This window comes from Martinezella miluonensis (assembly GCF_900094545.1).
Lineage (GTDB): Bacteria > Pseudomonadota > Alphaproteobacteria > Rhizobiales > Rhizobiaceae > Rhizobium > Rhizobium miluonense.
This window is the reverse complement of the sequence record NZ_FMAH01000003.1, coordinates 56,548-78,935: the sequence shown is the minus strand read 5'-3', so window position 1 is coordinate 78,935 and position 22,388 is coordinate 56,548. Positions and strand designations below refer to the sequence as shown.

Annotated in this window: 21 protein-coding genes and 1 pseudogene; 7 read left to right on the top strand and 15 right to left on the bottom strand. The window is 60.2% G+C overall.

Features of this window, described 5'->3' with window-relative positions; genetic code table 11:
• Nucleotides 1-2: 2 nt before the first annotated feature.
• The 3 genes from GA0061102_RS04345 to GA0061102_RS04335 are packed head-to-tail and all read right to left on the bottom strand — an operon-like array spanning nucleotide 3 to nucleotide 3,627.
• Nucleotides 3-1,022: an ABC transporter permease gene (locus GA0061102_RS04345; protein WP_092844394.1), complete on the bottom strand. Its 1,020-nt coding sequence runs from the start codon at nucleotides 1,020-1,022 to the stop codon at nucleotides 3-5.
• On the bottom strand, nucleotides 1,012-2,562 hold the full coding sequence (locus GA0061102_RS04340) for a sugar ABC transporter ATP-binding protein (protein ID WP_092844392.1): 1,551 nt from the start codon (nucleotides 2,560-2,562) through the stop codon (nucleotides 1,012-1,014). Before GA0061102_RS04340 ends, GA0061102_RS04345 begins: the two co-directional genes overlap by 11 nt.
• Nucleotides 2,563-2,622: 60 nt before the next feature.
• Nucleotides 2,623-3,627: a sugar ABC transporter substrate-binding protein gene (locus tag GA0061102_RS04335; protein WP_092844390.1), complete on the bottom strand. Its 1,005-nt coding sequence runs from the start codon at nucleotides 3,625-3,627 to the stop codon at nucleotides 2,623-2,625.
• 387 nt (nucleotides 3,628-4,014) lie between these two features.
• Between GA0061102_RS04335 and GA0061102_RS04330 the strand changes: the two genes are divergently transcribed.
• From GA0061102_RS04330 to GA0061102_RS04320, 3 genes are all read left to right on the top strand, one after another.
• A complete protein-coding gene (locus tag GA0061102_RS04330) occupies nucleotides 4,015-5,061 on the top strand; it encodes a substrate-binding domain-containing protein (RefSeq protein ID WP_092844388.1) in 1,047 nt (348 codons plus the stop codon).
• Between the two features lie 72 nt (nucleotides 5,062-5,133).
• Entirely contained in the window at nucleotides 5,134-6,339 is a 1,206-nt protein-coding gene (locus GA0061102_RS04325) for an acyl-CoA dehydrogenase family protein (protein ID WP_092844386.1), read from the top strand.
• A gap of 172 nt (nucleotides 6,340-6,511) precedes the next feature.
• On the top strand, nucleotides 6,512-7,984 hold the full coding sequence (locus tag GA0061102_RS04320; RefSeq protein WP_092844769.1) for a nucleobase:cation symporter-2 family protein: 1,473 nt from the start codon (nucleotides 6,512-6,514) through the stop codon (nucleotides 7,982-7,984).
• Between the two features lie 112 nt (nucleotides 7,985-8,096).
• Here GA0061102_RS04320 and GA0061102_RS04315 read toward each other — a convergent pair whose 3' ends face one another.
• From GA0061102_RS04315 to GA0061102_RS04280, 8 genes are all read right to left on the bottom strand, one after another.
• Complete coding sequence (locus GA0061102_RS04315; protein ID WP_092844384.1) at nucleotides 8,097-9,314, bottom strand: SfnB family sulfur acquisition oxidoreductase; 1,218 nt, start codon at nucleotides 9,312-9,314, stop codon at nucleotides 8,097-8,099.
• 162 nt (nucleotides 9,315-9,476) lie between these two features.
• A complete protein-coding gene (locus GA0061102_RS04310) occupies nucleotides 9,477-10,775 on the bottom strand; it encodes an NAD(P)/FAD-dependent oxidoreductase (protein ID WP_092844382.1) in 1,299 nt (432 codons plus the stop codon).
• Nucleotides 10,776-10,910: 135 nt separating this feature from the next.
• Nucleotides 10,911-12,167 (bottom strand): ABC transporter substrate-binding protein, encoded by a 1,257-nt coding sequence (locus tag GA0061102_RS04305; RefSeq protein ID WP_092844380.1) that lies wholly within the window; start codon nucleotides 12,165-12,167, stop codon nucleotides 10,911-10,913.
• Nucleotides 12,168-12,196: 29 nt separating this feature from the next.
• The gene (locus GA0061102_RS04300; protein WP_092844378.1) at nucleotides 12,197-12,649 is read right to left on the bottom strand and encodes a DUF4440 domain-containing protein; all 453 of its coding nucleotides are present in this window, start codon (nucleotides 12,647-12,649) and stop codon (nucleotides 12,197-12,199) included.
• The gene (locus GA0061102_RS04295; RefSeq protein WP_092844767.1) at nucleotides 12,646-13,701 is read right to left on the bottom strand and encodes an aldo/keto reductase; all 1,056 of its coding nucleotides are present in this window, start codon (nucleotides 13,699-13,701) and stop codon (nucleotides 12,646-12,648) included. Before GA0061102_RS04295 ends, GA0061102_RS04300 begins: the two co-directional genes overlap by 4 nt.
• Nucleotides 13,702-13,706: 5 nt before the next feature.
• Nucleotides 13,707-14,060 (bottom strand): TIGR04076 family protein, encoded by a 354-nt coding sequence (locus GA0061102_RS04290; RefSeq protein WP_092844376.1) that lies wholly within the window; start codon nucleotides 14,058-14,060, stop codon nucleotides 13,707-13,709.
• A gap of 1 nt (nucleotide 14,061) precedes the next feature.
• The gene (locus GA0061102_RS04285; RefSeq protein ID WP_092844374.1) at nucleotides 14,062-14,550 is read right to left on the bottom strand and encodes a DUF3830 family protein; all 489 of its coding nucleotides are present in this window, start codon (nucleotides 14,548-14,550) and stop codon (nucleotides 14,062-14,064) included.
• Nucleotides 14,547-15,281: a GntR family transcriptional regulator gene (locus tag GA0061102_RS04280; RefSeq protein ID WP_092844372.1), complete on the bottom strand. Its 735-nt coding sequence runs from the start codon at nucleotides 15,279-15,281 to the stop codon at nucleotides 14,547-14,549. Before GA0061102_RS04280 ends, GA0061102_RS04285 begins: the two co-directional genes overlap by 4 nt.
• A gap of 123 nt (nucleotides 15,282-15,404) precedes the next feature.
• Between GA0061102_RS04280 and GA0061102_RS04275 the strand changes: the two genes are divergently transcribed.
• Genes GA0061102_RS04275 through GA0061102_RS04260 form a run of 4 tightly spaced genes read left to right on the top strand, consistent with a single transcriptional unit; the run spans nucleotide 15,405 to nucleotide 18,836 of the window.
• The gene (locus GA0061102_RS04275; protein ID WP_092844370.1) at nucleotides 15,405-16,202 is read left to right on the top strand and encodes an ABC transporter ATP-binding protein; all 798 of its coding nucleotides are present in this window, start codon (nucleotides 15,405-15,407) and stop codon (nucleotides 16,200-16,202) included.
• Nucleotides 16,199-16,948 carry an ABC transporter ATP-binding protein gene (locus GA0061102_RS04270; protein ID WP_092844368.1) on the top strand — a complete coding sequence of 250 codons (750 nt, stop codon included), beginning with the start codon at nucleotides 16,199-16,201 and terminating at the stop codon, nucleotides 16,946-16,948. The genes GA0061102_RS04275 and GA0061102_RS04270 overlap by 4 nt, the downstream gene beginning before the upstream one ends.
• Complete coding sequence (locus GA0061102_RS04265) at nucleotides 16,945-17,853, top strand: branched-chain amino acid ABC transporter permease (protein WP_092844366.1); 909 nt, start codon at nucleotides 16,945-16,947, stop codon at nucleotides 17,851-17,853. Before GA0061102_RS04270 ends, GA0061102_RS04265 begins: the two co-directional genes overlap by 4 nt.
• Nucleotides 17,850-18,836, top strand: coding sequence for a branched-chain amino acid ABC transporter permease (locus tag GA0061102_RS04260; RefSeq protein ID WP_167667896.1), 987 nt, complete (start codon nucleotides 17,850-17,852; stop codon nucleotides 18,834-18,836). The genes GA0061102_RS04265 and GA0061102_RS04260 overlap by 4 nt, the downstream gene beginning before the upstream one ends.
• 87 nt (nucleotides 18,837-18,923) lie before the next feature.
• On the opposite strand, the pseudogene GA0061102_RS04255 reads toward GA0061102_RS04260, so the two are convergent.
• From GA0061102_RS04255 to bla, 4 genes and pseudogenes are all read right to left on the bottom strand, one after another.
• Nucleotides 18,924-19,102, bottom strand: a pseudogene (locus tag GA0061102_RS04255) (carbohydrate ABC transporter permease); the annotation flags it as partial.
• A 93-nt stretch (nucleotides 19,103-19,195) separates the two neighbouring features.
• Nucleotides 19,196-19,585, bottom strand: a complete 390-nt coding sequence (locus tag GA0061102_RS04250) for a hypothetical protein (protein ID WP_092844364.1) — start codon at nucleotides 19,583-19,585, stop codon at nucleotides 19,196-19,198.
• A gap of 541 nt (nucleotides 19,586-20,126) precedes the next feature.
• Nucleotides 20,127-21,308 (bottom strand): class C beta-lactamase, encoded by a 1,182-nt coding sequence (ampC, locus tag GA0061102_RS04240; RefSeq protein ID WP_167667908.1) that lies wholly within the window; start codon nucleotides 21,306-21,308, stop codon nucleotides 20,127-20,129.
• Between the two features lie 122 nt (nucleotides 21,309-21,430).
• Nucleotides 21,431-22,324, bottom strand: coding sequence for a class A beta-lactamase (bla, locus tag GA0061102_RS04235; RefSeq protein ID WP_092844360.1), 894 nt, complete (start codon nucleotides 22,322-22,324; stop codon nucleotides 21,431-21,433).
• Nucleotides 22,325-22,388: the final 64 nt, after the last annotated feature.

The window sequence follows — 22,388 nt, the reverse complement described above, 5'->3', positions numbered from 1 at the left end:
GATCAGATCTCCCGTTTGCGCAGCAAGGTGGTCGCCGAGACAACGATCAGGATCAGCAGGCCCTGAACGCCGCTTACCAGCGTGCTCGGCAGGTTCAGAAGCTGGAAACCGTTGATGAGGAAGCCGATAAACAGGGTCGAGATCAGCGTTCCGCCAATCGTCGGCACCAGACGGCGCGAGAAGACCGAGCCGAGCAGGGCGGTTACGACCACGGGAAGCAGCATTTCGCCGGAGCCGGTCGTGCTGCCGCTGAGATAGGATACCGACAGGATGCCGGCGATCCCGCCGCAAAGCCCGCTGGCGACGAAAGCGCCCGCGACCAGTTTCTTCAATGGAAGCCCGGCAGCCCGCGCCGCTTCGGGAAATTCGCCGACGGCGTAGAGCCGTAGACCGAGTGGGGTATATTGCACGATGGCAGCGGCAATGATCGTGAAGCCGATCAGCATGTAGGCGAGGACAGGGATGCCGAAGCCGTCCGATGCGGAAAGCGTGGTCAGGAAATTTGTCGCAGCGGGAAGGACAGTATTCTGGGTCAGGACCAGCTCCAGACCGGCGACAACATTCATCACGGCAAGCGTCGCCAGCAAGGGCACGATACCCGCCAGCACGATCGCCAGAGCGTTGACGACGCCGATCGCCAATCCTGCGGCAAGCGCACCCGCGCCTGCTGCAAGGTCGTTGAAGCCCAGCTGGATCAGCGTTGCGTAAACCGCGGCGCACAGGCCCATATTGGCGGCAAGCGATAGATCGATGCCGCCTGTGACCACATTTGAGCCTCCGGCGATCAACACGATCGTCAGGCCGATGGCAAGGACGCCGGAGATGGCCGATTGGCCGAGTACATTGCCGATATTGCCGACGCTCAGGAAGTAGGGTGCGGTCAGCGCAAAAATCACCAGGATCGACAGGAAGGCGAGCAGCGAGCCGAAGCGCAGGGTTGCGGCGGCGAGCTTGCCGCTTGAAGGCAGCGCGGGCTTGCGCGCAGCCTGGGGGAGGGAGGCAAACTGGACATCAGCCGACATGGCGCAATCCTTCCACGGCGCCGGTCGATGCCGACAGCACTTCATCCGTTGTGGTCTGTGAGGAGATCAGTTCGCGCGCCAGGCGGCCGCGGAACAGGACGAGGATCCTGTCGGTAATGCCGACGAGTTCGGGTAGATCCGACGACAGCACGATGACGCCGGCGCCGCGGGTGGCAAGCTCGCCGATAAGCGAATAGATCTCGACCTTGGAACCGATATCGACGCCGACGGTCGGCTCGTCGAGCAGATAGATTTCCGATTGGCGGCTCAGCCATTTGGCGATTGCCACCTTCTGCTGATTGCCGCCCGAAAGCGTGCGGACCAGGGCTTCGCGCCCAGCTGTCTTGATCTGCAGACGCTTGATCAGATCGTCGGTATCGCTTGTCTCGCGTTTGCGGTTGAGAAAGCCGAAGCGCGTGTAGCGGGAAAGGCTCGACAGCGTGATATTCTCGCGCACGCTGAGATCGAGGCCGACGCCGTGGCCGCGACGATCCTCCGGCACCAGCGCTAGTTGATGATTGACGGCTTCCACCGGACTGCGGGGCTTCAAGGCCTGCGTCTCGATATCGATCTCTCCGCTTGTCGCTGCCTGCAGTCCGAAGAGCGTCCGCACCAGATCCTTCGCCCCGGAGCCGAGCAGCCCGGTGATGCCGAGGATTTCGCCGCGGTGCAGCGTGAAGCTGACATCGTGGAAGCGGTTGGCTGCGGAGAGATTGCGAACCTTTAGGATTTCGGCGCCGAATTCCACCTGCCGCTTCGGGAACATCTCCCCGATATCACGCTCGACCATCAGGGTTGCTATCCCATTGGCAGACGTCTCGCTCATGGGCAGAGAGGCGACATCGACGCCGTTGCGTAGCACCGTCACGTCATCGCACAGCGCCTCGATCTCGTTGAGATAATGCGAGATATAGATGATGGTCACGCCTTCGCTGCGCAGGCGGCGGATTAGGCAGAAAAGCATATCTGCCTCCTGCCGCACCAAAGCAGCCGTCGGCTCGTCGAAGACGAGGAGCTTCGGCTGGTGCAGCAGCGCCCGGGTGATCTGAACGATCTGCTGCTCAGCTGTCGAAAGCTCGCTGATCAAGGCATTCCGCGGCAAATCCACTCCGAAATAATTGGCGAGGATCTCTTCAGCTCGGCGTTGCATCGCGCGGCGATCGAGGAAGGGAGTGCCGGCGAGGCGCAGCTCCCTGCCGAGGAATAGCGTCTCGCCCACCGTAAAGGTGGGGACCAGTAACCGGTCCTGGTGGATGAAATGAATGCCGAGTTCTTCGCACAGATGCGGCGTCAGCCGATCATATTGCCGGCCCTCGATTTCGATGCGGCCTTCATCCGGCCTATGCAAGCCGGCGAGAAGCTTGATCAACGTCGATTTGCCGGCGCCATTCTGCCCGACAAGCCCATGCACGGTGCCGCGTCGTACGGTCAGCGAGGCGCCGGCTAATGCCTGCGCGCCGCCAAAACGCTTAACGACGCGGTCAAAGCGGACAACCTGTTCTTTGTTGTCAGCGGCAAACGCTGGCTCGGTTGCTGTCATTGGAAAAGGCCCTCGCATTAAGCGGGCGATGTGGCTAAAGCCGCATCGCCGATTTAGATGTCAGCCAATGCCGAGCTTTTTGACGATGTCGGCAACATTGCTTTTGTTGGCGAGGAGTGCGGGCACGTAAGTCTCACGCGGTAGCGTCTGTCCCGCCAGCAGCTTGGCGACATTGCGGATGGCCGTGCGGCCGATTTCCGCCGGCTGCTGGGCGGCGTCTGCTCCTGCCGGCGAGTTTGGATCGGCAACCAGCTGCAGCACTTCCGGGCTTCCGTCGACACCATAGGTGCGGATTTCCGTGCGGCCGGCGGCGGCAAGCGCCTGGGTGGCGCCGAGCTGGGGAATATCCCAGGCCGACCAGATCGCCTTGATCGAACCCTTTTCCGGATATTTGTTGAGGATCGCGGTGATCTGGGTGAAGGCGTCCTGAACCGTGTTGGGAATGACATCCCGAAGTTCCGGTTGAATGATTTTCACCTTCGGGAAGTATTTGACGACGTTGACGAGCTGATCGTAGCGGATCGCGCAGGGTGTCACGCCGTAGAAGCCGTTGAAGACGACAATGTTGCCCTCGCCCCCGATATCCGACACGAGCTGCAACGCCAGATCTTTGCCGATACCCCAATTGTCTGACGTGGTGTTGTTGATCGAATTGGTGGAGCCGACATCGACTGTCAACACGGGGATGCCGGCATCGCGCGCCTTCTTCAGCCAGGGATCGATGACGCTCAGCGTGCCGAGAATCTGGACGATCGCGTCCGGCTTCTGCGCGATCAGCGTCTGCAGTTGCGATACCAGCTTGCCGTCGTTACGGCCGGCATCGACTGCGATCGGCGTGCCGCCCAACCGCTTCACCTCTTCGATCTGGGCGTTATAAGCCTGCAGATCGAAATAGTGATCGGTTCCGGTTGCGCTGATGGCGATACGCTTGCCTTTTAGGGACAGGGCATCGTCAGCTGCCGCTGCCTTGTTCGAGATAAGCCCGGCGGTCGCCAATGCTGCGCCGGCGGCGGTCAGTTTTAAAATATCCCGACGTCCAAGGCCGGTCGTGTTTCCGTTGGTCATGAAGCATCCTCTCCAGCAATCCACAAAGCCAATAGGCTATAAAATAGATAGATTTTAATGTTTAAAGAGAAACAATTTTCCAAAACCGCATCGGAGTGGGGAATTTCCATGAGCCGTTGGTCATGCGTACAGATCGGTGTTTCCAGATAATTACCGCAGCGGACTAGGTAGTTGCCCGCCATCTGCGCACACCAGCCTCTGTACGCTGCTTGTTTTCGAGGTAAGCGCTTGCCGCCAAGGCTTCGCCCGACGAACAAAGAATCTCCGAAGCTCGCCAAAATCAGATGATTTAATCTACTAAAAACATAGAGTTTATATCTAATAATTGTATGCGTCGCGGGATGTTCCGTCAGACGGCGCTCCAGATTGATTGCGAGGTTCGCTACGATGAAGTCCCTTCTACGGCTTGCCCTGTCAGCCGCCGCCATTCCCTTTCTATTGACCCACACGGCAATGGCCGGTGGAGTGAACGGTGCTCCCGCACCCTTTGACAAGGGTGGCGTGAAGGTTGCGCTGGTCAGCTACATTTCCGCCGGTGACTTCTTTCAGGCCTATCAGGCAGGGGCCGAAGCCCAGGCCAAGGCGCTTGATATCGACCTGCGTGTCTTTCCCGGTCGTCAGGACGCAGCCGCGCAGCGTGAACAGATATTGCAGGCGATCAATCTCGGTGTCTCCGCGATTGTCATTGACCACGGTCTGCCGGAATCGCTCGGCGATGTCGTTCAGCAGGCGCTAGACAAGGGCATCAAGGTCGTCGCTTTCGACGTCAATCTCAACAACCCGAAGATCCCGCAAGTCGAGCAGAGCGATCATGAGCTTGCCGAGCTCGCCTTGAAACAGGCACTCAAGGACAATGGCGATAGCTTCAAGGCAGGCTATGTCTATGTTGCCGGCTTTGCGCCGCTCGACCGGCGCAACGAGGTCTGGGAGACGTTCAAGAAGCAGAATGCCGGCGTCGTCGAAAAGGCGCGCTTCGGCAATGTCAGCGATACGACGGCAACCTCGACGGCCGATCAGGCCAAGGCGGCGCTGACGGCTAATCCCGACATCGGCGTCATCTTCGCCCCCTATGATGAATTCGCCCGCGGCGTGAAGCTTGCCGCGACGGATCTCGGCATCGTGAACAAGCTGAAGATCTATTCGGCTGATGTCTCGACTGCCGATATCCAGGAGATCACCGAGCCTGGCAGCCCCTGGGTTGCGACGGTCGCGACCAATCCGGCCGTTGTCGGCGCCGTCTCCATCCGAGCCGCAGCCTTGCAGGTTGCAGGGCAGGAGGTTCCACATCAGATCACCGTCAAACCGACGCTCTTGACCCAGGAGGGATTGCGCGCCGCCGGCGTTAAAACGATCGAGGAACTTGCACAGAAGGTTCCGGCCTTCAATGCCAGCGACGCGGTGACTGCGAGCTGGATACCGCAGAAGCTTTTCTAGGCTGCCGATCTCGATCTATCGGCGGGCGCGTAGGCGTCCGCCGGATCACACTAAAGAACCGGAGTTCACATCATGAGCCAGTCCAACGTCGTCTTCGCAACCAGTCGAAACACCACGCGAGAAGATCTTTTTGCCAAAGCGGAAGAGATTGCCGCAGATCTTTCGAAGCACGCCGCAGAGCTTGATCGTGAAGGTCAGCCGCCCCTCGGCGAAATCGTCAAGCTGAAGAATGCGGGCTTGTTGAATGTCTTGCACGCGCAGCAGGTCGGTGGCGGCGGTCTCGATTGGGTGGATGGCCTGCGGCTGGTGCGCATTCTGGCGCGCGGCGAAAGCTCTATCGGGCAACTTCTCGGCTACCACTATGTCAACAGCCAATATGTCTATTGGGCCTTCGACGAGGCGCGGGCGCAGGAGCTCGGCAGCAAGACCGTTGCCAACAGCCTCTATTGGGGTGCTGCCGTCAATCCGCGTGATCCGGGCCTTGTCTTGACGCGCCGCGGCAACGGCTATGTTCTGAACGGCCGCAAGTCCTTCTCCACCGCTGCTCATGTCTCCGATTACATCAACGCCAACGCCGCGCTCGATGACAAGATCGTAGGCTTTGCCGTTCCGACCAACCGGCCTGGTTACAAGGCGAATGACGATTGGAACAATTTCGGCCAGCGTCTTTCCGACAGCGGTAGCGTTGAATTCCATGATTTCCCTGTCTACGAGGAGGATCTGGATAAGGCGGCGTCGATTGGCGGGGAGGCGCCTGTTCTTGCGACTTTCAACACCCCTCTCATTCAGCTGGTCTTTGTGAATTTCTATCTCGGTACGGCCGAAGGCGCACTGCAGCAGGCTATAGACTATGTGCGGACGACGACGCGGCCGTGGGTGACTTCTGGTGTCGAACAGGCAGCAGACGACCCCTACATTCTTGAGCGGGTTGGCGAATTCACCGCTGCGCTGAAGGCATCCGCCGCTCTGGCCGACAGTGCTGCGGCGACCGTTCAGGCTGCTCTTGCGAAAGGACACAAGGCAACCGCGCGTGAACGCGGCGAGGCTGCTGCCGAGGCCTATGCCGCCAAGGTCAATGCCACGCATGTCTCGCTGGATATCACATCGCGCGTTTTCGAACTCACCGGCGCGCGCTCGACGGCCGAAAAATACCGATTCGACCGTTTCTGGCGCAATGTCCGGACCCATACCTTGCACGACCCTGTCTTTTACAAGGCCAAGGAAGTCGGAGAATTCGTTCTCAACGGCAAGATCCCGGAGGTCAGCCTCTACAGCTAGGCCGCCGGGGCTGTTGACACCCGCTGACATCCCAATCGGGTATCGGTATGCGGAACGGTGTCTTTCATAAGGTGTTTCGCATTTTTCTATAAAGTCATCCGAGGTCGGACGCCGTAGTCTGCGTTTCTCATTTGGAGGAAATGAGAAACGCAAAGGTATGGAGGAGATTACCTTGGCAGTAACCGCAGAGGAAACGACCGCCCACTTATCCCCGGAAGATGAAAAGCTCAGTCTTGGCGCAAATCTGGCCTACGGCCTTCAGCATGTTCTCACAATGTATGGCGGCATCGTAGCCGTTCCCCTGATCATCGGCCAGGCATCGGGCCTTGCGCCGACCGACATCGCTCTGCTCGTAACGGCGTCACTGTTTGCCGGAGGCCTGGCGACGATCCTGCAGACGATCGGAATCCCTTTCTTCGGCAGCCGCCTCCCTCTCGTGCAGGGTGTGTCCTTTTCCGGCGTCGCGACGATGATTGCCATCACCGGACATGGTGGTATCCAGGTTGTCCTTGGCGCCGTCATCGCAGCCTCATTCATCGGGCTTGCCATCACGCCGGTCTTTTCGCGCATCACCCGCTTCTTTCCGCCGCTCGTCACTGGCATCGTTATCACGACCATCGGGCTCACGCTCATGCCGGTTGCAGCGGGCTGGGCCATGGGCGGCAACAGGAGCGCACCGGAATTCGGCAGCCAGGCCAACATTCTGTTAGCCGCCGTGACGCTCGCGATCGTCCTGCTGCTCAGCAAAGTGGGCAGCGCAGCCATATCGAGGCTCTCGATCCTGCTTGCCATCGTCATCGGAACAGCCATTGCCTATGCGCTTGGCATGACCGATTTCTCGCGCGTGGCGAACGGGCCTTTCGTCGCCTTGCCGCAGATTTTCCACTTCGGTTATCCGATATTTGACGCAGCGGCGATCATCTCGATGTTCATCGTCATCATGGTGATCTTGGTCGAGACCTCCGCGGATATCCTTGCTGTCGGCGAGATCGTCGGAACCAAGGTCGATGCACGCCGGCTCGGCGATGGTTTGCGCGCGGACATGCTGTCCAGTATCCTGGCTCCCGTCTTCGGCTCCTTCACGCAAAGCGCCTTTGCGCAGAATGTGGGTCTCGTCGCGGTCACCGGGATCAAGAGCCGCTTTGTCGTCGCAACCGGCGGGCTCTTTCTCGTTGCCCTGGGATTGCTGCCGGTCGTGGGCCGTGTCGTGGCCGCGGTTCCAAGCTCGGTCCTCGGCGGAGCGGGCCTCGTCCTGTTCGGGACGGTGGCTGCCAGCGGGATCAGGACCCTCGCCAAGGTCGATTATGAGAACAATATGAATCTCATCATCGTGGCGACTTCCACTGGCTTCGGGATGATCCCGATCGCGTCGCCGACCTTCTATGAGCATTTTCCGGCATGGATCATCACCATTTTCCACTCCGGCATCAGCTCGGCAGCATTGATGGCAATAACGCTAAACCTGCTGTTCAACCACTTGACGGCTGGCAATTCGGATCAGCAGTCGGTGTTTGTCGCCGGAACTGAGCGCCTGATCCGGTATCAGGACATCGCCGTTCTCCATGATGGCGACCATTTCCTGAATGGCAGGCTCTATGACGCCAAGGGTGCGGAAGTTCCGCTCGTCCCTGCGGAAGCCCACTGACGCCAAATACCCAAAGATAGCGGCTTGAGAGCGCCCAGATGCTTTCAAGCCGTTTTCTCATGCCGATGGCCATTCATTCCTGCCGGTCGGCGAGGCCTCGTTTAGGTCTCCGTCAGAGCGCGCCGTTCTTCGGCGGGATGACGTCGTTCAGGTGATAGTTGCCGACGACGTGATATTTCCAGCGGACGGGGTCGTGCAATGTATGTGTACGGGCATTGCGCCAGTGGCGATCGAGATTGAGGTCGAGCTTGACCGAGGCCGTTCCGGCCAGTTCGAACAGCGTATTCGTCGCCTCGATGGCGATTTCCGTCGTCAGCACCTTGGCGGCCGCAACGGCCAGCGTTGCCTCGACCACTCTCTTCTCCGTCGTTTCGACCTGCGCCGCATCGACCTTGCGTCCGGCACGCTCGATGGTCGCGGTTGCCGCTTCCAGCCGGATGGCGATCTGGCCGATCTTGGCGATTGTCAGCGGATCGTCGCTAGCGCGCTCGACGCCGCTATCCATCCAGGGACGCGCCTTGGCCTTCACGAAATCCAGCGTCTCGGCAAAGGCGGCTCTGGCAATGCCGAGATCGATGCCGGCATGGATGATCTGACCGACCGAGCCGATCGTCGACGGCCGCTCGAAGCCCTTGTGGTGGAGGACGACATGGTCGGCGTTCACATAGATATTGTTGAGGACCGTGGTGCCGCTACCGGTGGTGCGTTGCCCGAAACCATCCCAGTCATCGACGATTTCGACACCTTCAGTACCCTTTGGAACGAAAGCCATGACCAGCTTATCGGCCTCATCCAGCGCGAAGACGGTGATCCAATCGGCAAAGAGAACGCCTGTCGAATAGAACTTGCGGCCATTGATACGATAGCCGGGACCGTCGCGAGTGATGCGGGTATTGTAGTGCCCGACTGTTTTCGTGCCGCGCTCGGACAGCGCATTGCCGAAACGATCGCCCGCCAAAGCGCGACTGAAGAAGTAGCGCTTCTGATCTTCAGAACCGTCGATGCGCAGAGCCTCGAGAATATAGAAATGGTTCTGCGGGATCTGCCCGATCGAACCATCGGCCTGCGCCAGGATCGCGGTGATCTCTGCCAGCGTTGCATTCGAAACGTCCAGCCCGCCATATTCTTCCGGGACGGTAATCGCGAGCAGGCCGGATTGCGATAGCGCATCCATCTCGTCAAACGGAAGCAGCCTTTCGCTGTCTCGCTCCGAGGCGGTCGCGGCAAAGCGTGCGGCAAACTCCTGCGCGACGGCGAGCGCATGTTGCTCGCTCTCAAGCAAGGCCGCCTCAGGCTGCTTGGTGTTGATGTGATGCAATTGCGCGTTCATGGGCGGGCTCCGATTTCATTTCGCGCACGATGCAGCATTCAAAGCCCAGTCGCGAGAAAAGGCATTTCGTTTTTGCGGATGCGGCCGCTTCTTAATTTCTTTATCTATAGACTTAATGGGCAATTGCTGCCGACATGATTGATGATTGGCTCCGCTTGCCCGCTAACGGCGTCCGGTACGCCAGTCTTCAAAGCGGGCATGCGCCAGAGCAAGCGATGCGACGAAGGGCGTGAACCCATGAAACGGCAGCGGTCGGCTCGATTGGAGCGGGATCGGCAGAGACTCCATCGGTTCGCCCAGTGCCAGTCTCGCAAGGGTCCGGCCGAGTTGCGCCGTCATGGCTATGCCGCGGCCGTTACAGCCGATACCTCCGAAGAAACCTTCGCCGAACCGATAGAGGCGCGGCAGGAAATCCGGCGTCATGATTGCCGTTCCGGTCCAGACGATCTCGATATCCGGATGGCGCGGCAATCGGAGCTCGAATACGAGCCGGTCGACGACGGCGCGGCCGACACGCTCGAAGGCGCCGATCGGATTGATCGCCATGCCGCCGCTGATCAGCCTGTTGTTGCGATCGAGCCGGTAGGTGAAAAGGTTGGAGCGCGTATCGCCGACGGGACGCCGATGCGGTGCGATGCGCGCAACGGTCTCGGCATCGATAGGCTTCGTTGCCACCTGATAGACCCTGAGCGGCACGCCGGTTCGGCCCATGCGCGAGGCTATGCCGTCGGTAAAGGCGTTGGTGGCGAGAATAACAGCATTCGTCTCGATTTCGTGATCCGCGAAGCCGACGCGCCAGCCGCCGCCATCTCGTACGACGCGCCCGACTGTGCTGTTCTCGCGGATTACACCGCCGCGCTGCGTTGCCGCGCGCACAAGACCGTAGAGATAATTCAATGGATGGATGGTGCCGCCGGAATGGTCGAGCAATCCTCCTGAGTAGATGTCCATGCCCGTTTCGGCTCGGATAGCGCCGGCGTTGAGAAACTCGACCGGTCGGCCGAGTTCCGCCCAATCCTTTGCCCGCTGGCGCAGGATCATTGCCATGTCGTCGCCATAGGCTGGCTGCAGCCAGCCGGTCTGCGCGGCGTCGCAGGAAATATTCTCCTCTGCAATGGTCGCAAAGACCTGGTCGGCGCCCGCGCCGACGAGTGACAGCAGGGCGTCGGCCTTATCGCGCGCGAGCTTCCGGCGAACAGTAGCCGGGTCGACTTTGGCGAAATTCGGAACCACGAAGCCGGCGTTCATGCCGCTCGCACCTGCGCCCAATCGCCCGGCCTCGATGACCGTGACCGAGCGGCCGGCGCGGGCAAGATGAAGGGCTGCGGTCAGGCCGGTGAAGCCGCCGCCGATCACAACGACGTCGCAACGGGAAGGCGGGTCACGCGAAAGTTCGGGGGCAGGGCCGGCCGTCAACGTCCACAAGGTCGGGTTGGTGGGGCGGGCAGCACTGCTGGGCATCAGCGGACGATCTCTCAATAACTATGCCAGATGGCTATCACGACAGGTCAGCCGCTGATGGGGTTGCGCCAGGATGTTTTCACGCGAGGCGCGCCGATCGGTGCGCCTCGCAGTTTTTCAGAGTAGAATTACTGTTTACTTGATCTTGTCCTTGAGAGCCGAGACGTCTTCCATCTTCAGCTCGCCATCGGTCGTAACCTTGCCGTCGGCGATCTTCCAAAGGCGGAAGGGACCGGTGATATCGCCATATTGATCGAAGGAAACCGGCCCGATGACGCCTTCGTAGCGGATCGGCTTGCCTTCCTTGATCAGGCCGAGAGCCTTGGTGAACTCTTCCTTGCCGGCATAGATCGGCGTGCCCTTAGGGTCGACGACCTTAAAGATCGCCTCCTTCAGCTTGGAGGTGTCGTTGCCGGTAATGGCCAGAGCAAGACCGACGATCGCGCCGGCATCATAGGCGCGGTCTGCGGCTGGATTGGAAGGCTCGATGCCGGAGAACGTCTTGTAGTTCTTGTTGAAGTAGTCGGTCGACGGCGTCGGCGTCGTGCCGGACGAAGTGCCGTAGGCTTCCTTGAGGTAGTCGGCTCCAACGGAATCGATGAAGTCCGGGCTGTTCATGCCGTCATTGAGCAGGAACTTCTGCGGCCCGCCCTGCGAGATCCAGGTGCGGGCGATGGTCGCGCCGTCGACCGGCGTGCTGACGAGATAGAGGCCATCCGGGCTGCCAGCCATGCCGGCGGTGACTTCCGATGCGTAGCTCGACTGCTTCTCATTGTAAGGCGTCGTCGAGACGATCGTGCCGCCGAGCGCCTTATAGGCCTTTGAGAATTCGGCGACCATGTTGACGCCGAAATCGTTGTTGACGTGGATGATCGCCAGCTTCTTGAAGCCCTTGTCGATCGCATATTTGGCCGCCGCGATGCCCTGCAGCGAATCCGAAGTGATGGTCCGGAAGAAGATGCCGTTGGTCTTCCCGTCTCGGCCGAGAGAAGTCAGCGTCGGCGAGGAGGCGGCCGGCGACACCTGAACGATCTTGGCCGGTGCGGTGACCGAGGTCAGGATCGGGATCGTCACCGAGGAAATGATGCCGCCGATGATGGCCGGCACTTTCTTGACCTGCACGAGCTGAGTGGCGGCGTCGACGGCGACATTGCCCTGGCTCTGGCTGTCACGGGTATCTGTTGCCAGATCGCAGCCATGAACGCCGCCGGCGGCGTTGATGTCGCGAAAGGCCATCTCGACTGATTTCGCGCCTGCCTGGCCATATTCGCCGGCGGGGCCGGTCAGTTCCATCACGAGGCCGACCGTTACCTTGCAGTCGGCGGCATTGGCAGCACCGGCTGCGGCCAGAAGGGCCAGAGCCGCGGTGATTTGAAATATCGTCTTCTTCATCTTTGTTCCCCTTGTTCGGTCAACGATTTTCATTTCTGGTTTTTAGGAACCTGTCGGGTCTCCGGCATCTGCAGCCAGGTTTCATGCAGATGCTGCCATTCGACGCCGTTGGGCGCCGATGAACTTGCGGTGAAAAGCGCGCTCGCCTGACGACGGCTATATGTGCCGGCGCGGGACTGGGCTTCGACATAGGCCAGGACAATAACGTCCTCGGTTTCGAAGCTCACGCGGATATCCGAAATCTCGATGGTGAAATCGCCATGAAAGCTCGCCCGGTTTGCCCGGATCAGCTCGATGGTTTCAGCGCGGCCGAAGATGCGGCCGGTCGGCGGGATCATGTGAAAAGCTTGACCGAAGGCGCGCTCGCAGCGGCTGAAATCGGTGTCGTCGGCGGTTGCCGCGTCGTACCAGGCTTCGAAGAAGCGATGGAAATCAATGACCTCGGCGCTGGCCTTCCGAAAGAGGGGCGATTCCTGGCTCATACCTTCCCCGCATTGAGGTTGTAGTGCATGATCGAACCGTGTCTGCCGGTGCGGTCGCGCTCCAGCGTATAGACGTCGCCCTGCAGACCCGGACCTTGACTGATGATGCCGGCGATCTGCTGGCGGTCTTCATCCGAGAATGCAATATCCATGATCTTGGCATTAGCGAGCGCATGCGCCTGATTGCGGGCGCCGACGATGACGGCGGCGACCTGCGGCTGTTCCAGCACCCAGGCGCTGGCGATCGTGGCGATATCGACGCCATGGCGATCGCCGATGGCCTTCAACACGCCGAGCAGCGATTGGAACAAGTCCCAGCCGCCGAAGTCATCGATGATCAGCTTGTATTTGACCAGAGAGCGGTTTTCGAGTGGCATGTCCGGTTCAGGCTGCCCCAGCCATTTGTCGCTCAGGAAACCGCCGGCCACCGAGCCGTAGCAGAGGAATTTGACGTCGTTTTTGGCTGCCAGTTGCGCGAGCCCATGCGTTGGGCGTTGGTCTAGAACCGAATACTGCAGCTGCTGACTGACCAGAGGGATGCCAGCGGTGAGGATCTCAGCAATATGCGGCGTGTCGAAATTCGTCGTGCCGACATTGCGCACCTTGCCTTCGCGGCGCATTTCATCGAGCCAGCTCAGGGCCTCGAGATAGCCCGTCAGGGAATAATCCCACCAGTGAAACTGGACCAGATCGAGTTGCTCGGTCTTCAGTTTGCGCAGCGACTTGTCGACGATGCCGCGAATATAGTCGCGGCTGATCGTTGCGAGCTTCTCCAGATCAGGCACGAGCTTCGTATGCACCTTCATCGCGCTTGCAGCTTCGGCGCCGCGCTTGTTGCGAAGCCGTTCGCGCGCTTCGCCGATCAACTCCTCGACGCCCGTATAGATGTCAGCGCAATCATAGGTCCGAATGCCAACGTCGAAGGCGGCGATCAGGTCGGTCACGGCCTGGGCGCTATCGATGGTGCCGTGTCCTCCGGCAAGCTGCCAGCCACCGCGGATGACGCGTGAAATCTTGTATCCAGGGCTGAGCTCAAAAGTCTTGGCGGTCATGCGGTTCATTCTCCTTCAGGCAACGGCACGGCCGTCGTTTCGGCATGGCTGAATCGCCGCTTCCCCGTTCTGACGATCCGCAGTCTGCTTGCGCAGTTCGGGTCGGGGCAGGCGATTTCCGCGTCTGAGGTCATCCAGTCGTTCTTGTGGGTTGGGCGTTGCTTGGCCGCAAGCAGCGGCAGGACGGCTGAAATGGAGTAAATCGAAAAGCCCTGGCCTGATGGCAGGGACAGCATTTCGCCCTTGAGTTCAAAATAGTCGCCGGCTTTGGCGCCGCAGTAGATCGGCTTGCCCTCTGGAATGACGGCCTCGACCCTGAGGTCGAAAAGCTCGAAACTGTCATCGGCTTCAGCAGTCATCTCAGATCTCCGCGCGCTCGAATGTGACGTCGCAGGCACCGTTGCGCCGGATGACGCCGCAGGCTGCAGCGAATTGCTCGCGTTCTTCTGCGCGTACTTGCGCAACGACGCTGCCGGCAAGCCAGCCGATCGGGAACAGCAGGCGCGCGCCCGATCCATAGAACAGTCCGATATCGAAAATCGCGTCGGGATTGCCGCCCCACATGCGCGGCGGCACATAGCTCAGCACGATATCACCGGGCTGCGGCGTCAGCGTCGCATTCTCGGCTGGCAGGGCTGCGGCATAGGAGGCGCCCTTCAGATGTGCCGGCGGTATAGGGCAGGAGATTTCCGGCCCGGTCCACATGGCGTGAATGCCGCCGACCACGCGTTGTTCACTCAGATAGGTCCAGAGAAAGGCAACATTGTCGGGCGCCTTGGCATCCAGTAGCGGCGCAAAGACGCTGAGGCCAGAACGTGGTTCGGAGATTTTGATGGCGCGTTGGCTCATGCGGACATACCCCTCTTGGCTTCGGCTTCCAGTTTGCTGCGCAGGAAGGTAAACGGCCGGCTGATGTCTGCGACCAGTGCATCCCGCGCTTCCTTTGCATCTTGTGCCGCGATCGCCTTGACGATCGTGCGGTGATAATGGGCCGTGTCGACCTCACCCGCGTCCGAGAAGGCGTAGATGGCGACACGGATACAGGGGCCGGACTGCAGCCACAGGCTTTCGATCATCGGGATCAGCACGGCCGAGCCGCAGGCCCGGTAGATCTCGAAATGAAAGGCCTGGTTGAGCGTGACTTCGCGGTCGACGTCCTTCTTGTGCTTCAGTGCGCGCATCTCATCCCAGTCGCCGAGCATGCTCTCGATGATGGAGATCTGGCGCGAATTCATACGGGTTGCGGCGAGGGCGATCGCCTCGCCCTCAATGAGGATACGAGCGCGCAATAGATCATCCATGCGCTCGAGCGTGATCGGGGGCACGCGAACGGATCGGTTGGGAAGCGCTTCCAGTGCCTTCTCTGTGATGAGCCGGCCGAGTGCTTCGCGGACCGGCATGGTGCTGGTCATTAGCGCATCAGCCAGGCCGCGGATCGTCAGCACTTGGCTGGGCTCGAACAGGCCGCCGATCAGCGCGCGGCGCAGCTCGGAATAGACCCGGTCCTGAACCGTTTCGCGGCCCACGGGCGCAAGCTGTGCGGCAATCGGATCGCTCTTCTCGGCGGTGGCCTTTTGCATTCGAAATCCCTTTTTTCGGCTTGCAGAGTGGATTAAAGCTGATTAGCGTGATCAATGCAAGTGTGATCACAAATCAAATAATCAGGAAAGCGGCAACGATCGCTTTCCGGCCAGAGGGATCTCATGAGTACGACCACTGAACGGCATGGGGAGGAAGCCCGGCCGGTTCTGACCGCAAAGAACGTGGTGCGCCGTTTCGGCGGCATCACCGCCGTCGGCGACGTTTCGTTCGACGTACGGCGAGGCGAGATTCTCGGGCTCATTGGCCCCAATGGCGCCGGCAAGACGACGATGTTCGATCTGCTGGCTGGTAGCGTTGCGCCCAGCAGCGGCGAAATCACGTTGAATGGCATGCCGGTGGCGGGCGAGGCGGCGCATCGCCGTATCGGTCGTGGTCTCGGCCGGACGTTTCAGATCCCGCGGCCTTTCCCTAACTTGTCGCTCCTCGACAATGTGATGCTTGCGGCGCAGAACCAGGCCGGCGAGCGGCTATTGTCGAATTTCCTGCGTCCGTGGAGAGTGGCTGCTGAAGAAAGGGTCGCTCAAGCAAAGGCGATGGAACTGCTCGAGCTTGTCCATCTGACGCACCTGACGCATGAGCCTGCAAGAATATTGTCAGGCGGCCAGCGCAAGCTTCTTGAGCTTGCCCGCGTCATGATGGCCGACCCGGCCCTCATCCTGCTCGACGAACCGGCGGCCGGCGTCAACGCCACGCTTCTCGAGACGATCATCGACCGTATCCGCGATATCAATCAGCGCGGCGTCACCTTTCTGCTCATCGAGCACAATATCGATATGGTGACGCGTCTTTGTCACCGCGTGCTTGTTATGGCGAGTGGCCAGATTCTCTGCGAGGGTACGCCGGAAGAGGTTGCCCGCGATCCGCGTGTCATCGAAGCCTATCTTGGAGGCGCGGCATGAGCGAACCGGTCTTGAGCGTTCGCAATCTCGTCGCCGGTTACGAGCCCGGCGTCCCGATCGTGCGCGGTGCCTCGATCGACGTGGCAGAAAAGGAGATCGTCGTCGTCCTCGGCCCCAACGGCGCCGGCAAATCGAGCTTCATCAAGGCGATTGCCGGTCTCGTTCCGGTCGAAAGCGGCAAGGTGGAGCTGGCCGGCAAGGATATCACCCGCGCGCCGGCGCACAACATGGTGCGGCTCGGCCTCGCCTTCGTGCCGCAGACGGAGAATGTCTTCCCGCTGATGTCCGTCGAGGACAATCTGAAGGTGGCAGGCGGCATTCTGAAGCCGAAGGAGGTTCCCGCTCGCATTGAGGAAATGTATGCGACCTTTCCGGATCTCGCCCGTCATCGCCGCATTGCGGCGGGCAATCTTTCCGGCGGACAGCGGCAGATGCTCGCCGTTGCGCGTGCCCTCATCGTTCACCCGAAGCTTCTTGTCCTCGATGAACCCTCGGCGGGTCTTTCCCCGAAATTCGTCTCAATGGTCTTCGAGATGCTGACTGATATTCGCAAATCTGGCGTCACCATTCTGCTTGTCGAACAGAATGCCAAAGCGGCGCTTGCCATCGGCGACCGCGCCTATGTGCTCGTTGAAGGCAAGGACAGGCATGAAGGCGTGGCCTCCGAGCTCTGGAACGACCCTGTCGTCGCCGAGCTCTATCTCGGCCAGCGACCTGCGACCCCTAGAACAGGAGGTACGGCATGAACCTGCAATTCATCGTCGACGGGTTGCTGACGGGGTCTATGATCGGACTTGGCGCCATCGGCGTGACGCTGACCTATTCGATCCTGCGCTTTTCGAACTTCGCTCATGGCGATTTCATGGCTTGGGGCACCTATGCGACGCTTGCCGTCGTCAGCGCCATCGGGGCGATCTTCGGCAAGGTTGCGCCGATCGGTCCGCTTTCGTTCGGCTGGCCGCTGATTGTCGCGGTTATCGCCGCAATGGGTTTTACCGGCGTTCTTGCTCTTGCGCTCGATAAAGTCCTGTTTTCCAGGCTGAGAGCCAAGGGCCAGTCGATCATCGTCGTCATGGCGAGCTTCGGCGCTTCCATGGCTCTGCGCAGCCTGCTCGAATTCCTCTTCACGTCGCGCCCGGCCTATTTCAGCCGCGCCATCCAGATCGCCATGCCCGTTGGTTTCGGCATTCGCATCACGCCCGATCAGATCGCGCTTCTGATCGTCACGGCGCTGCTTGTCTTCGGCGTGCATATGCTGATGACGAGGACGCAGACGGGCCGTTCCATGCAGGCGCTGAGTCAAAATCCGGCGCTTGCCCGCGTCGTCGGCATCGATGTCGCCAAGGTCGTGCGCGTCACCTGGCTGATCGGCGGAGGGCTGGCCTGCGTCGCCGGCGTCATGATCGGAATTCTCGTGCAGATCCGCCCGCTGATGGGCTTCGACATGCTGCTGCCGATGTTTGCCGCCGCCATTCTCGGCGGTATCGGCAGCGTGCCGGGCGCGGTTCTCGGCGGCCTGATCATCGGCCTTGCCGAAGCGGTTGCGGTTCAGCTTGTCGGTGCGGAATGGCGCGCCGCCATCTCCTTCATAATCCTGATGGCGGTGCTGTTCATCCGGCCGATCGGCCTTTTCGGAGTGAGAGAGCGATGATGGATATTATTGGCTACGGCGCTTTCTTCCTGACTACGGCATTGGTCTTCTCCTTCATAACTTTGGGTCTGAACCTGCAATGGGGGCTGACGGGCCTCTTCAATGTCGGTCTTGCCGGCTTCGTCGCCATCGGAGCCTATACGTCGGCTTTGCTGACGACGCCTGATACGACAGGGCGCTTTGGTGGATTCGATCTGCCGATCCTTGTCGGCTGGCTGGGTGCCATGGTCGTGGCCGGTCTTGCCGCCGCCATTATCGGCGTGGCGACGCTTCGATTGAAATCCGATTATTTGGCGATCACTACCTTCGGTGTGGCCGTCGTCGTTCAGCTTGTCGCTCTGAACGCGCAAAAGCTGACCGGCGGTCCCTTCGGCATCGGTTTCATTCCGCGTCCTTTCGCAAGTCTTGCCGAGACGCCGTTGCTTTTCAACTTCGCTAATCTCGGCGTCGTGGTCGTCGTGTTGCTGATCGTCTACCTCGCGCTGGAGCATCTGGCGCGAAGTCCCTGGGGCCGCGTCTTGAAGGCTTTGCGCGAGGATGAGCGCGCCGCCGTCTCGCTCGGCAAGAGCGCCCGCTTCTATCGTGTTCAGGCCTTCGCCGTCGGCGGTGCGATCATGGGGCTTGCAGGTGCCATCCAGGCACATTTCATCGGCTTCATCGCGCCGGACAATTATGTCCCGATCCTGACCTTCCAGATCTGGGTCATGCTGATTGTCGGTGGCTCGGGCAGCAACAAGGGCGCCATCGCCGGTAGTGTTCTGGTCTGGGCGATTTGGGCCGGGTCCGGCGCGCTGACGAGTGTCCTCTTTTCGCCCGAACAACAAGCGCGCGCCGCTTCCCTGCAAATCGTGGCAATCGGCGTCATGCTCTGCATTATCCTGCTGGTGCGTCCGGGCGGCATTTTCGGTGACATGCCTCGGCGACGATCGGCAGTCGAGCTGCAACCGAAACCGGTCGCGGATGAGAGTAACGCCGCCTCGTAGGGCGGCGATACGGAGAGCTGAATATTGTTTGCGCCCTTCTGCGCATCCCGGTTCGGACCATGTGTCGGATTGCGAGATCCGCGGACGCTAGCCTTTGACCGCTCCTGCGGTCATCGGGCCGGAAAGCTGCAGGTACATCACGAGGCCGAGGAGCGCTGGCGGCAGAGCGCCGATGATCATGACGGCTGACGCCAGCCCCATTTCACGCCGCCGCTGCTGGCAGCGAAGAAAAAGGAGGCTCCGACGGTCGTGGGAACGGCACGATTGAATGCACCATGAACACTTCGGTAGGCATTTTCCTGGCTGGTCGTTGAGATAGCGGTATCGATGCTGGAGCAGAAGGAGGTGGCAGGAGGTTCTTACGAGGCGGCTGCCCGGCGCTCCGGCCGCACGGCTATGCCCGTCTTGCCGACGACGCGCAGCGGGCTTTTGGAAACGGCGGGGGAGATGGTTGCCTTTTTGCCTTTGGTCACTCCCAGCCAGCGAAGAATCGCGTCAAAGCCGGGTTGGGCCGCCCGTTTGACCTCAGGGCTCATTTCAGCATCCATTCCGCAGAGCGTTGCGATTTCCTGAAAGTCCACGCGTCCGGCCCTCAGCGGGGGACGCGACTGGAAGACGATGAGCCCGATCATGAAGCCCTTGAGATTTTCAAAGCTGCGGGGTTGCAGCAGCGGCGCGAGCCTCAGATCACAGAAATCAGAAATCTTGCGCTGGAAAACATCGGAGGCAGAATTTTTCTTTACGGGCATTATTCATTCCTTGCATGCGACCTTATCCAAAGGCCGGGGTGTGGCCCGCTAAAGCACGGAGGTTAACGAAGTGCAAACAACCGACCGACCGGCCGCTTTCAATTCTACAATGTGTCCGCATTTGCAAGCGGGAAGATGATCACGCTTGAGTTAGATGCTAAGATCTTCCTGCGGCCTCCAAGCGAGCGCGATATTTTCAGGCATGGCAGCCAAGACCATGAAAAAACTGTAACTTGCCCCGCGTTCCAATGAGAGCGACATTTGTCTTGCGCCGGAATGATGAGGTGAAAGACATGTCAGTCTTGGAAATGTTAGTCAGACGCCGGATGCAGGAAGAATATGCCAAGGGTACTCCGCCTGAGCGGATTAGCCGGCTCCTGCAGGAGTTCCTCAACGGGACAGAAGCCTCCCAAGCCGATGCTGCCCTGCGCCAGGCGCCCAACAGCCGATAGAAATCCAACAGGTAGAATGACGGCCGGCCCTCGAATTTTCTCGAAGGTCGGCCGCTTAGCGGATCAAGCAAGAGCCGGAATTTGGCCTGCTATTGCGCGCCGCCAGAGCCTGGAAGGCTCTCGATCACCGTCAGGATCTTGTATGCGGTCTTGATGCGTTCTGCGTTCGGGTAGTTCTTGTTCGCCAGCAGCACGATACCGATCTGCCGCCCGGGAATGAAGACCGCATAGGCGCCGAAGCCGTTGGTCGAACCGGTCTTGTTGAGCAAGACGTCCTTTTTCGACTGTTGTGGCGGGTTCAGCGGCTCGATCTTATGCGGGTCAAGCGCCATATCGGACGAATTACCGGCAAGCAGCCGGGCAAGCGTCGTCGGATAGGCGTAGGTCTCCCAGCCCAGGGCCTGGGTCGTGTTCCCAACGGTGTAGTAGCCGACATGGGTTGCAGCGATCGCGCGCTGCAAGGTGCCGTCTGTCAGCCCCGAACTATCCATATTGGCTTCGAGGACGCTGAGCATATCAGAGGCCGTCGTCTTGATGCCGTAGGCCTGCGCGTCGAAAACGCCGGGGCCTACCCGCAGCGGCTTGCCCTGCTTCGAATAGCCATAGGCATAATTGCGCATCTCGCCTGCCGGGACGTGAATATAGGTGTGCTTGAGCCCGAGACCGGCGAGGATCTTGTCCTGCATCAGCGTATCGAACGGCTGGCCCATGGCCCGCGCCGCCAGATAGCCGAACAGGCCGATGCTGGCGTTGGAGTAGAGCCGATAGGTGCCGGGAGCATAGGAGGGGTGCCAGCTGCGATAGTAGGCGACCATCTTGTCCTGATCGGTCACGTCTTTCGGGAATTGCAAGGGCAGGCCGCCGGCGGTGTAGGTGCCGAGATCGAGGAGACTGATCTTGTCGAAGCTGCCCCCCGCGAGTTCAGGCATATATTTCGTCGCCTTGTCGGAGAAGGACAGCTTTCCACTGACCTGAGCATAGGAGGCGAGCGCGGCCGTGAAGGTCTTGCTGACGGAGCCGACCTCGAAGATCGTGTCGTTCATGATCTTTTGGCCGGTTTCTTTCGAAGCAACACCGTAGTTGAAGACGTAGCGCTTGCCCTTGATGCTAATCGCAACCGCAAGTCCCGGGACGTCATTTTCTGTCATGAGCGGGCGGATAGCTGCGTCGACCGCCCGCTCCAAGCGGCCCTGGTTACCGCCATCAGCAGCATTGGCAGTAGCGCCATAGGCGAGGCAGCCGGCGACGATACCGAGCTTTCGCAGTGGAATGAAATGCGTGTTCAAGATGATATCCTCATTGTGATAACAGGCCTTGCCGTATGACATGGCCTGGCAGGCATGGCGCTGTTGGTAATGTTCAAAGGAGAATGCGGTCGTCGAATGCGTGAGTTTCAGATCGAGGCGGCAATGCGGCCGATCTCGGCGATGACGGCATTGCGTTCGTCCGCGGCAATTCCAGGTATCTCGCAATAGGCCGTAACGATGATGGGGGCGCGGTTTGAAGGCCACAGCACTGCGATGTCGTTGGCATTGCCGACCTTGTCGTCGCTTGTTCCGGTCTTGTCGCCCACCAGCCAGTTTTTCGGAAGGCCGGCGCGCAGGCGGGCATCTCCCGTCTTGGTCATGATCAGCCATGCAGCCAGCTGCGATCGCGATGCCGGCGAAAGCACATCGGTAAACAAGAGCCGCCGCAGGTTCTCCAGCATGGCGGCGGCTGTCGTCGTATCGCGCTGGTCGTCCGGCGTGTCGTGGTAGTTCAATTCGGGCTCTATACGGTCGAGATGCGTGATCTCGTCGCCGAGGCTCCGGCAGAAGGCGGTCAATTCCTTCGGGCCGCCAAAGCTGGCAAGCAACAGGTTCGCTGCCGCATTGTCGCTGAGCGTCACGGCCGCCGCACAGAGTTCCGCGACGGTCATTCCTGTCTCGCCCACATTCGCTTCGGTCGCTGGCGAGTTACCGAGGAGGTCGCTTTTCGTGTAGTGAATGCGCCGATCGAGCTTTTCCTCGCCCTTGTCGACGCGTGAAAGCACCAGAGCTGCCACCAGCGCCTTGAAAGTGCTGCACATCAGGATGCGCTCGCCGGCGCGGTGCTCGATGCGCTTGCCGCTTCCCATGTCGAGAATGCTGACGCAAATGCGTCCTGGATGCTTGCTTTCGAGTGCCGCAAGCTGCGCTTCACCCGAATTATCGTCCGAGGCGCGCCCAATCCCGCTTATCCCCGCCAAAACAGGGAGCGCAAGCAAACTGCCGGCAAGGCTTTGCCGGCGTGACAATAAGATCGTCATCTTGTTTCCATTTCGATTCATGTTGAGCAGAAGCCTGCATATCAGGTCCCGCGGATGTCATTGG

Bases quoted from the DNA above. Each gene is read 5' to 3' on its own strand.
- GA0061102_RS04300 (WP_092844378.1), bottom strand. From the start codon at position 12,649: ATGAGCCAGGAATCGCCCCTCTTTCGGAAGGCCAGCGCCGAGGTCATT.
- GA0061102_RS04295 (WP_092844767.1), bottom strand. From the start codon at position 13,701: ATGACCGCCAAGACTTTTGAGCTCAGCCCTGGATACAAGATTTCACGC.
- GA0061102_RS04290 (WP_092844376.1), bottom strand. From the start codon at position 14,060: ATGACTGCTGAAGCCGATGACAGTTTCGAGCTTTTCGACCTCAGGGTC.
- GA0061102_RS04270 (WP_092844368.1), top strand. From the start codon at position 16,199: ATGAGCGAACCGGTCTTGAGCGTTCGCAATCTCGTCGCCGGTTACGAG.
- GA0061102_RS04275 (WP_092844370.1), top strand. From the start codon at position 15,405: ATGAGTACGACCACTGAACGGCATGGGGAGGAAGCCCGGCCGGTTCTG.
- bla (WP_092844360.1), bottom strand. From the start codon at position 22,324: ATGACGATCTTATTGTCACGCCGGCAAAGCCTTGCCGGCAGTTTGCTT.
- GA0061102_RS04330 (WP_092844388.1), top strand. From the start codon at position 4,015: ATGAAGTCCCTTCTACGGCTTGCCCTGTCAGCCGCCGCCATTCCCTTT.
- GA0061102_RS04335 (WP_092844390.1), bottom strand. From the start codon at position 3,627: ATGACCAACGGAAACACGACCGGCCTTGGACGTCGGGATATTTTAAAA.
- GA0061102_RS04285 (WP_092844374.1), bottom strand. From the start codon at position 14,550: ATGAGCCAACGCGCCATCAAAATCTCCGAACCACGTTCTGGCCTCAGC.
- GA0061102_RS04260 (WP_167667896.1), top strand. From the start codon at position 17,850: ATGATGGATATTATTGGCTACGGCGCTTTCTTCCTGACTACGGCATTG.
- GA0061102_RS04265 (WP_092844366.1), top strand. From the start codon at position 16,945: ATGAACCTGCAATTCATCGTCGACGGGTTGCTGACGGGGTCTATGATC.
- GA0061102_RS04345 (WP_092844394.1), bottom strand. From the start codon at position 1,022: ATGTCGGCTGATGTCCAGTTTGCCTCCCTCCCCCAGGCTGCGCGCAAG.
- GA0061102_RS04315 (WP_092844384.1), bottom strand. From the start codon at position 9,314: ATGAACGCGCAATTGCATCACATCAACACCAAGCAGCCTGAGGCGGCC.
- GA0061102_RS04310 (WP_092844382.1), bottom strand. From the start codon at position 10,775: ATGCCCAGCAGTGCTGCCCGCCCCACCAACCCGACCTTGTGGACGTTG.
- GA0061102_RS04280 (WP_092844372.1), bottom strand. From the start codon at position 15,281: ATGCAAAAGGCCACCGCCGAGAAGAGCGATCCGATTGCCGCACAGCTT.
- GA0061102_RS04325 (WP_092844386.1), top strand. From the start codon at position 5,134: ATGAGCCAGTCCAACGTCGTCTTCGCAACCAGTCGAAACACCACGCGA.
- GA0061102_RS04340 (WP_092844392.1), bottom strand. From the start codon at position 2,562: ATGACAGCAACCGAGCCAGCGTTTGCCGCTGACAACAAAGAACAGGTT.
- GA0061102_RS04250 (WP_092844364.1), bottom strand. From the start codon at position 19,585: ATGCCCGTAAAGAAAAATTCTGCCTCCGATGTTTTCCAGCGCAAGATT.
- GA0061102_RS04305 (WP_092844380.1), bottom strand. From the start codon at position 12,167: ATGAAGAAGACGATATTTCAAATCACCGCGGCTCTGGCCCTTCTGGCC.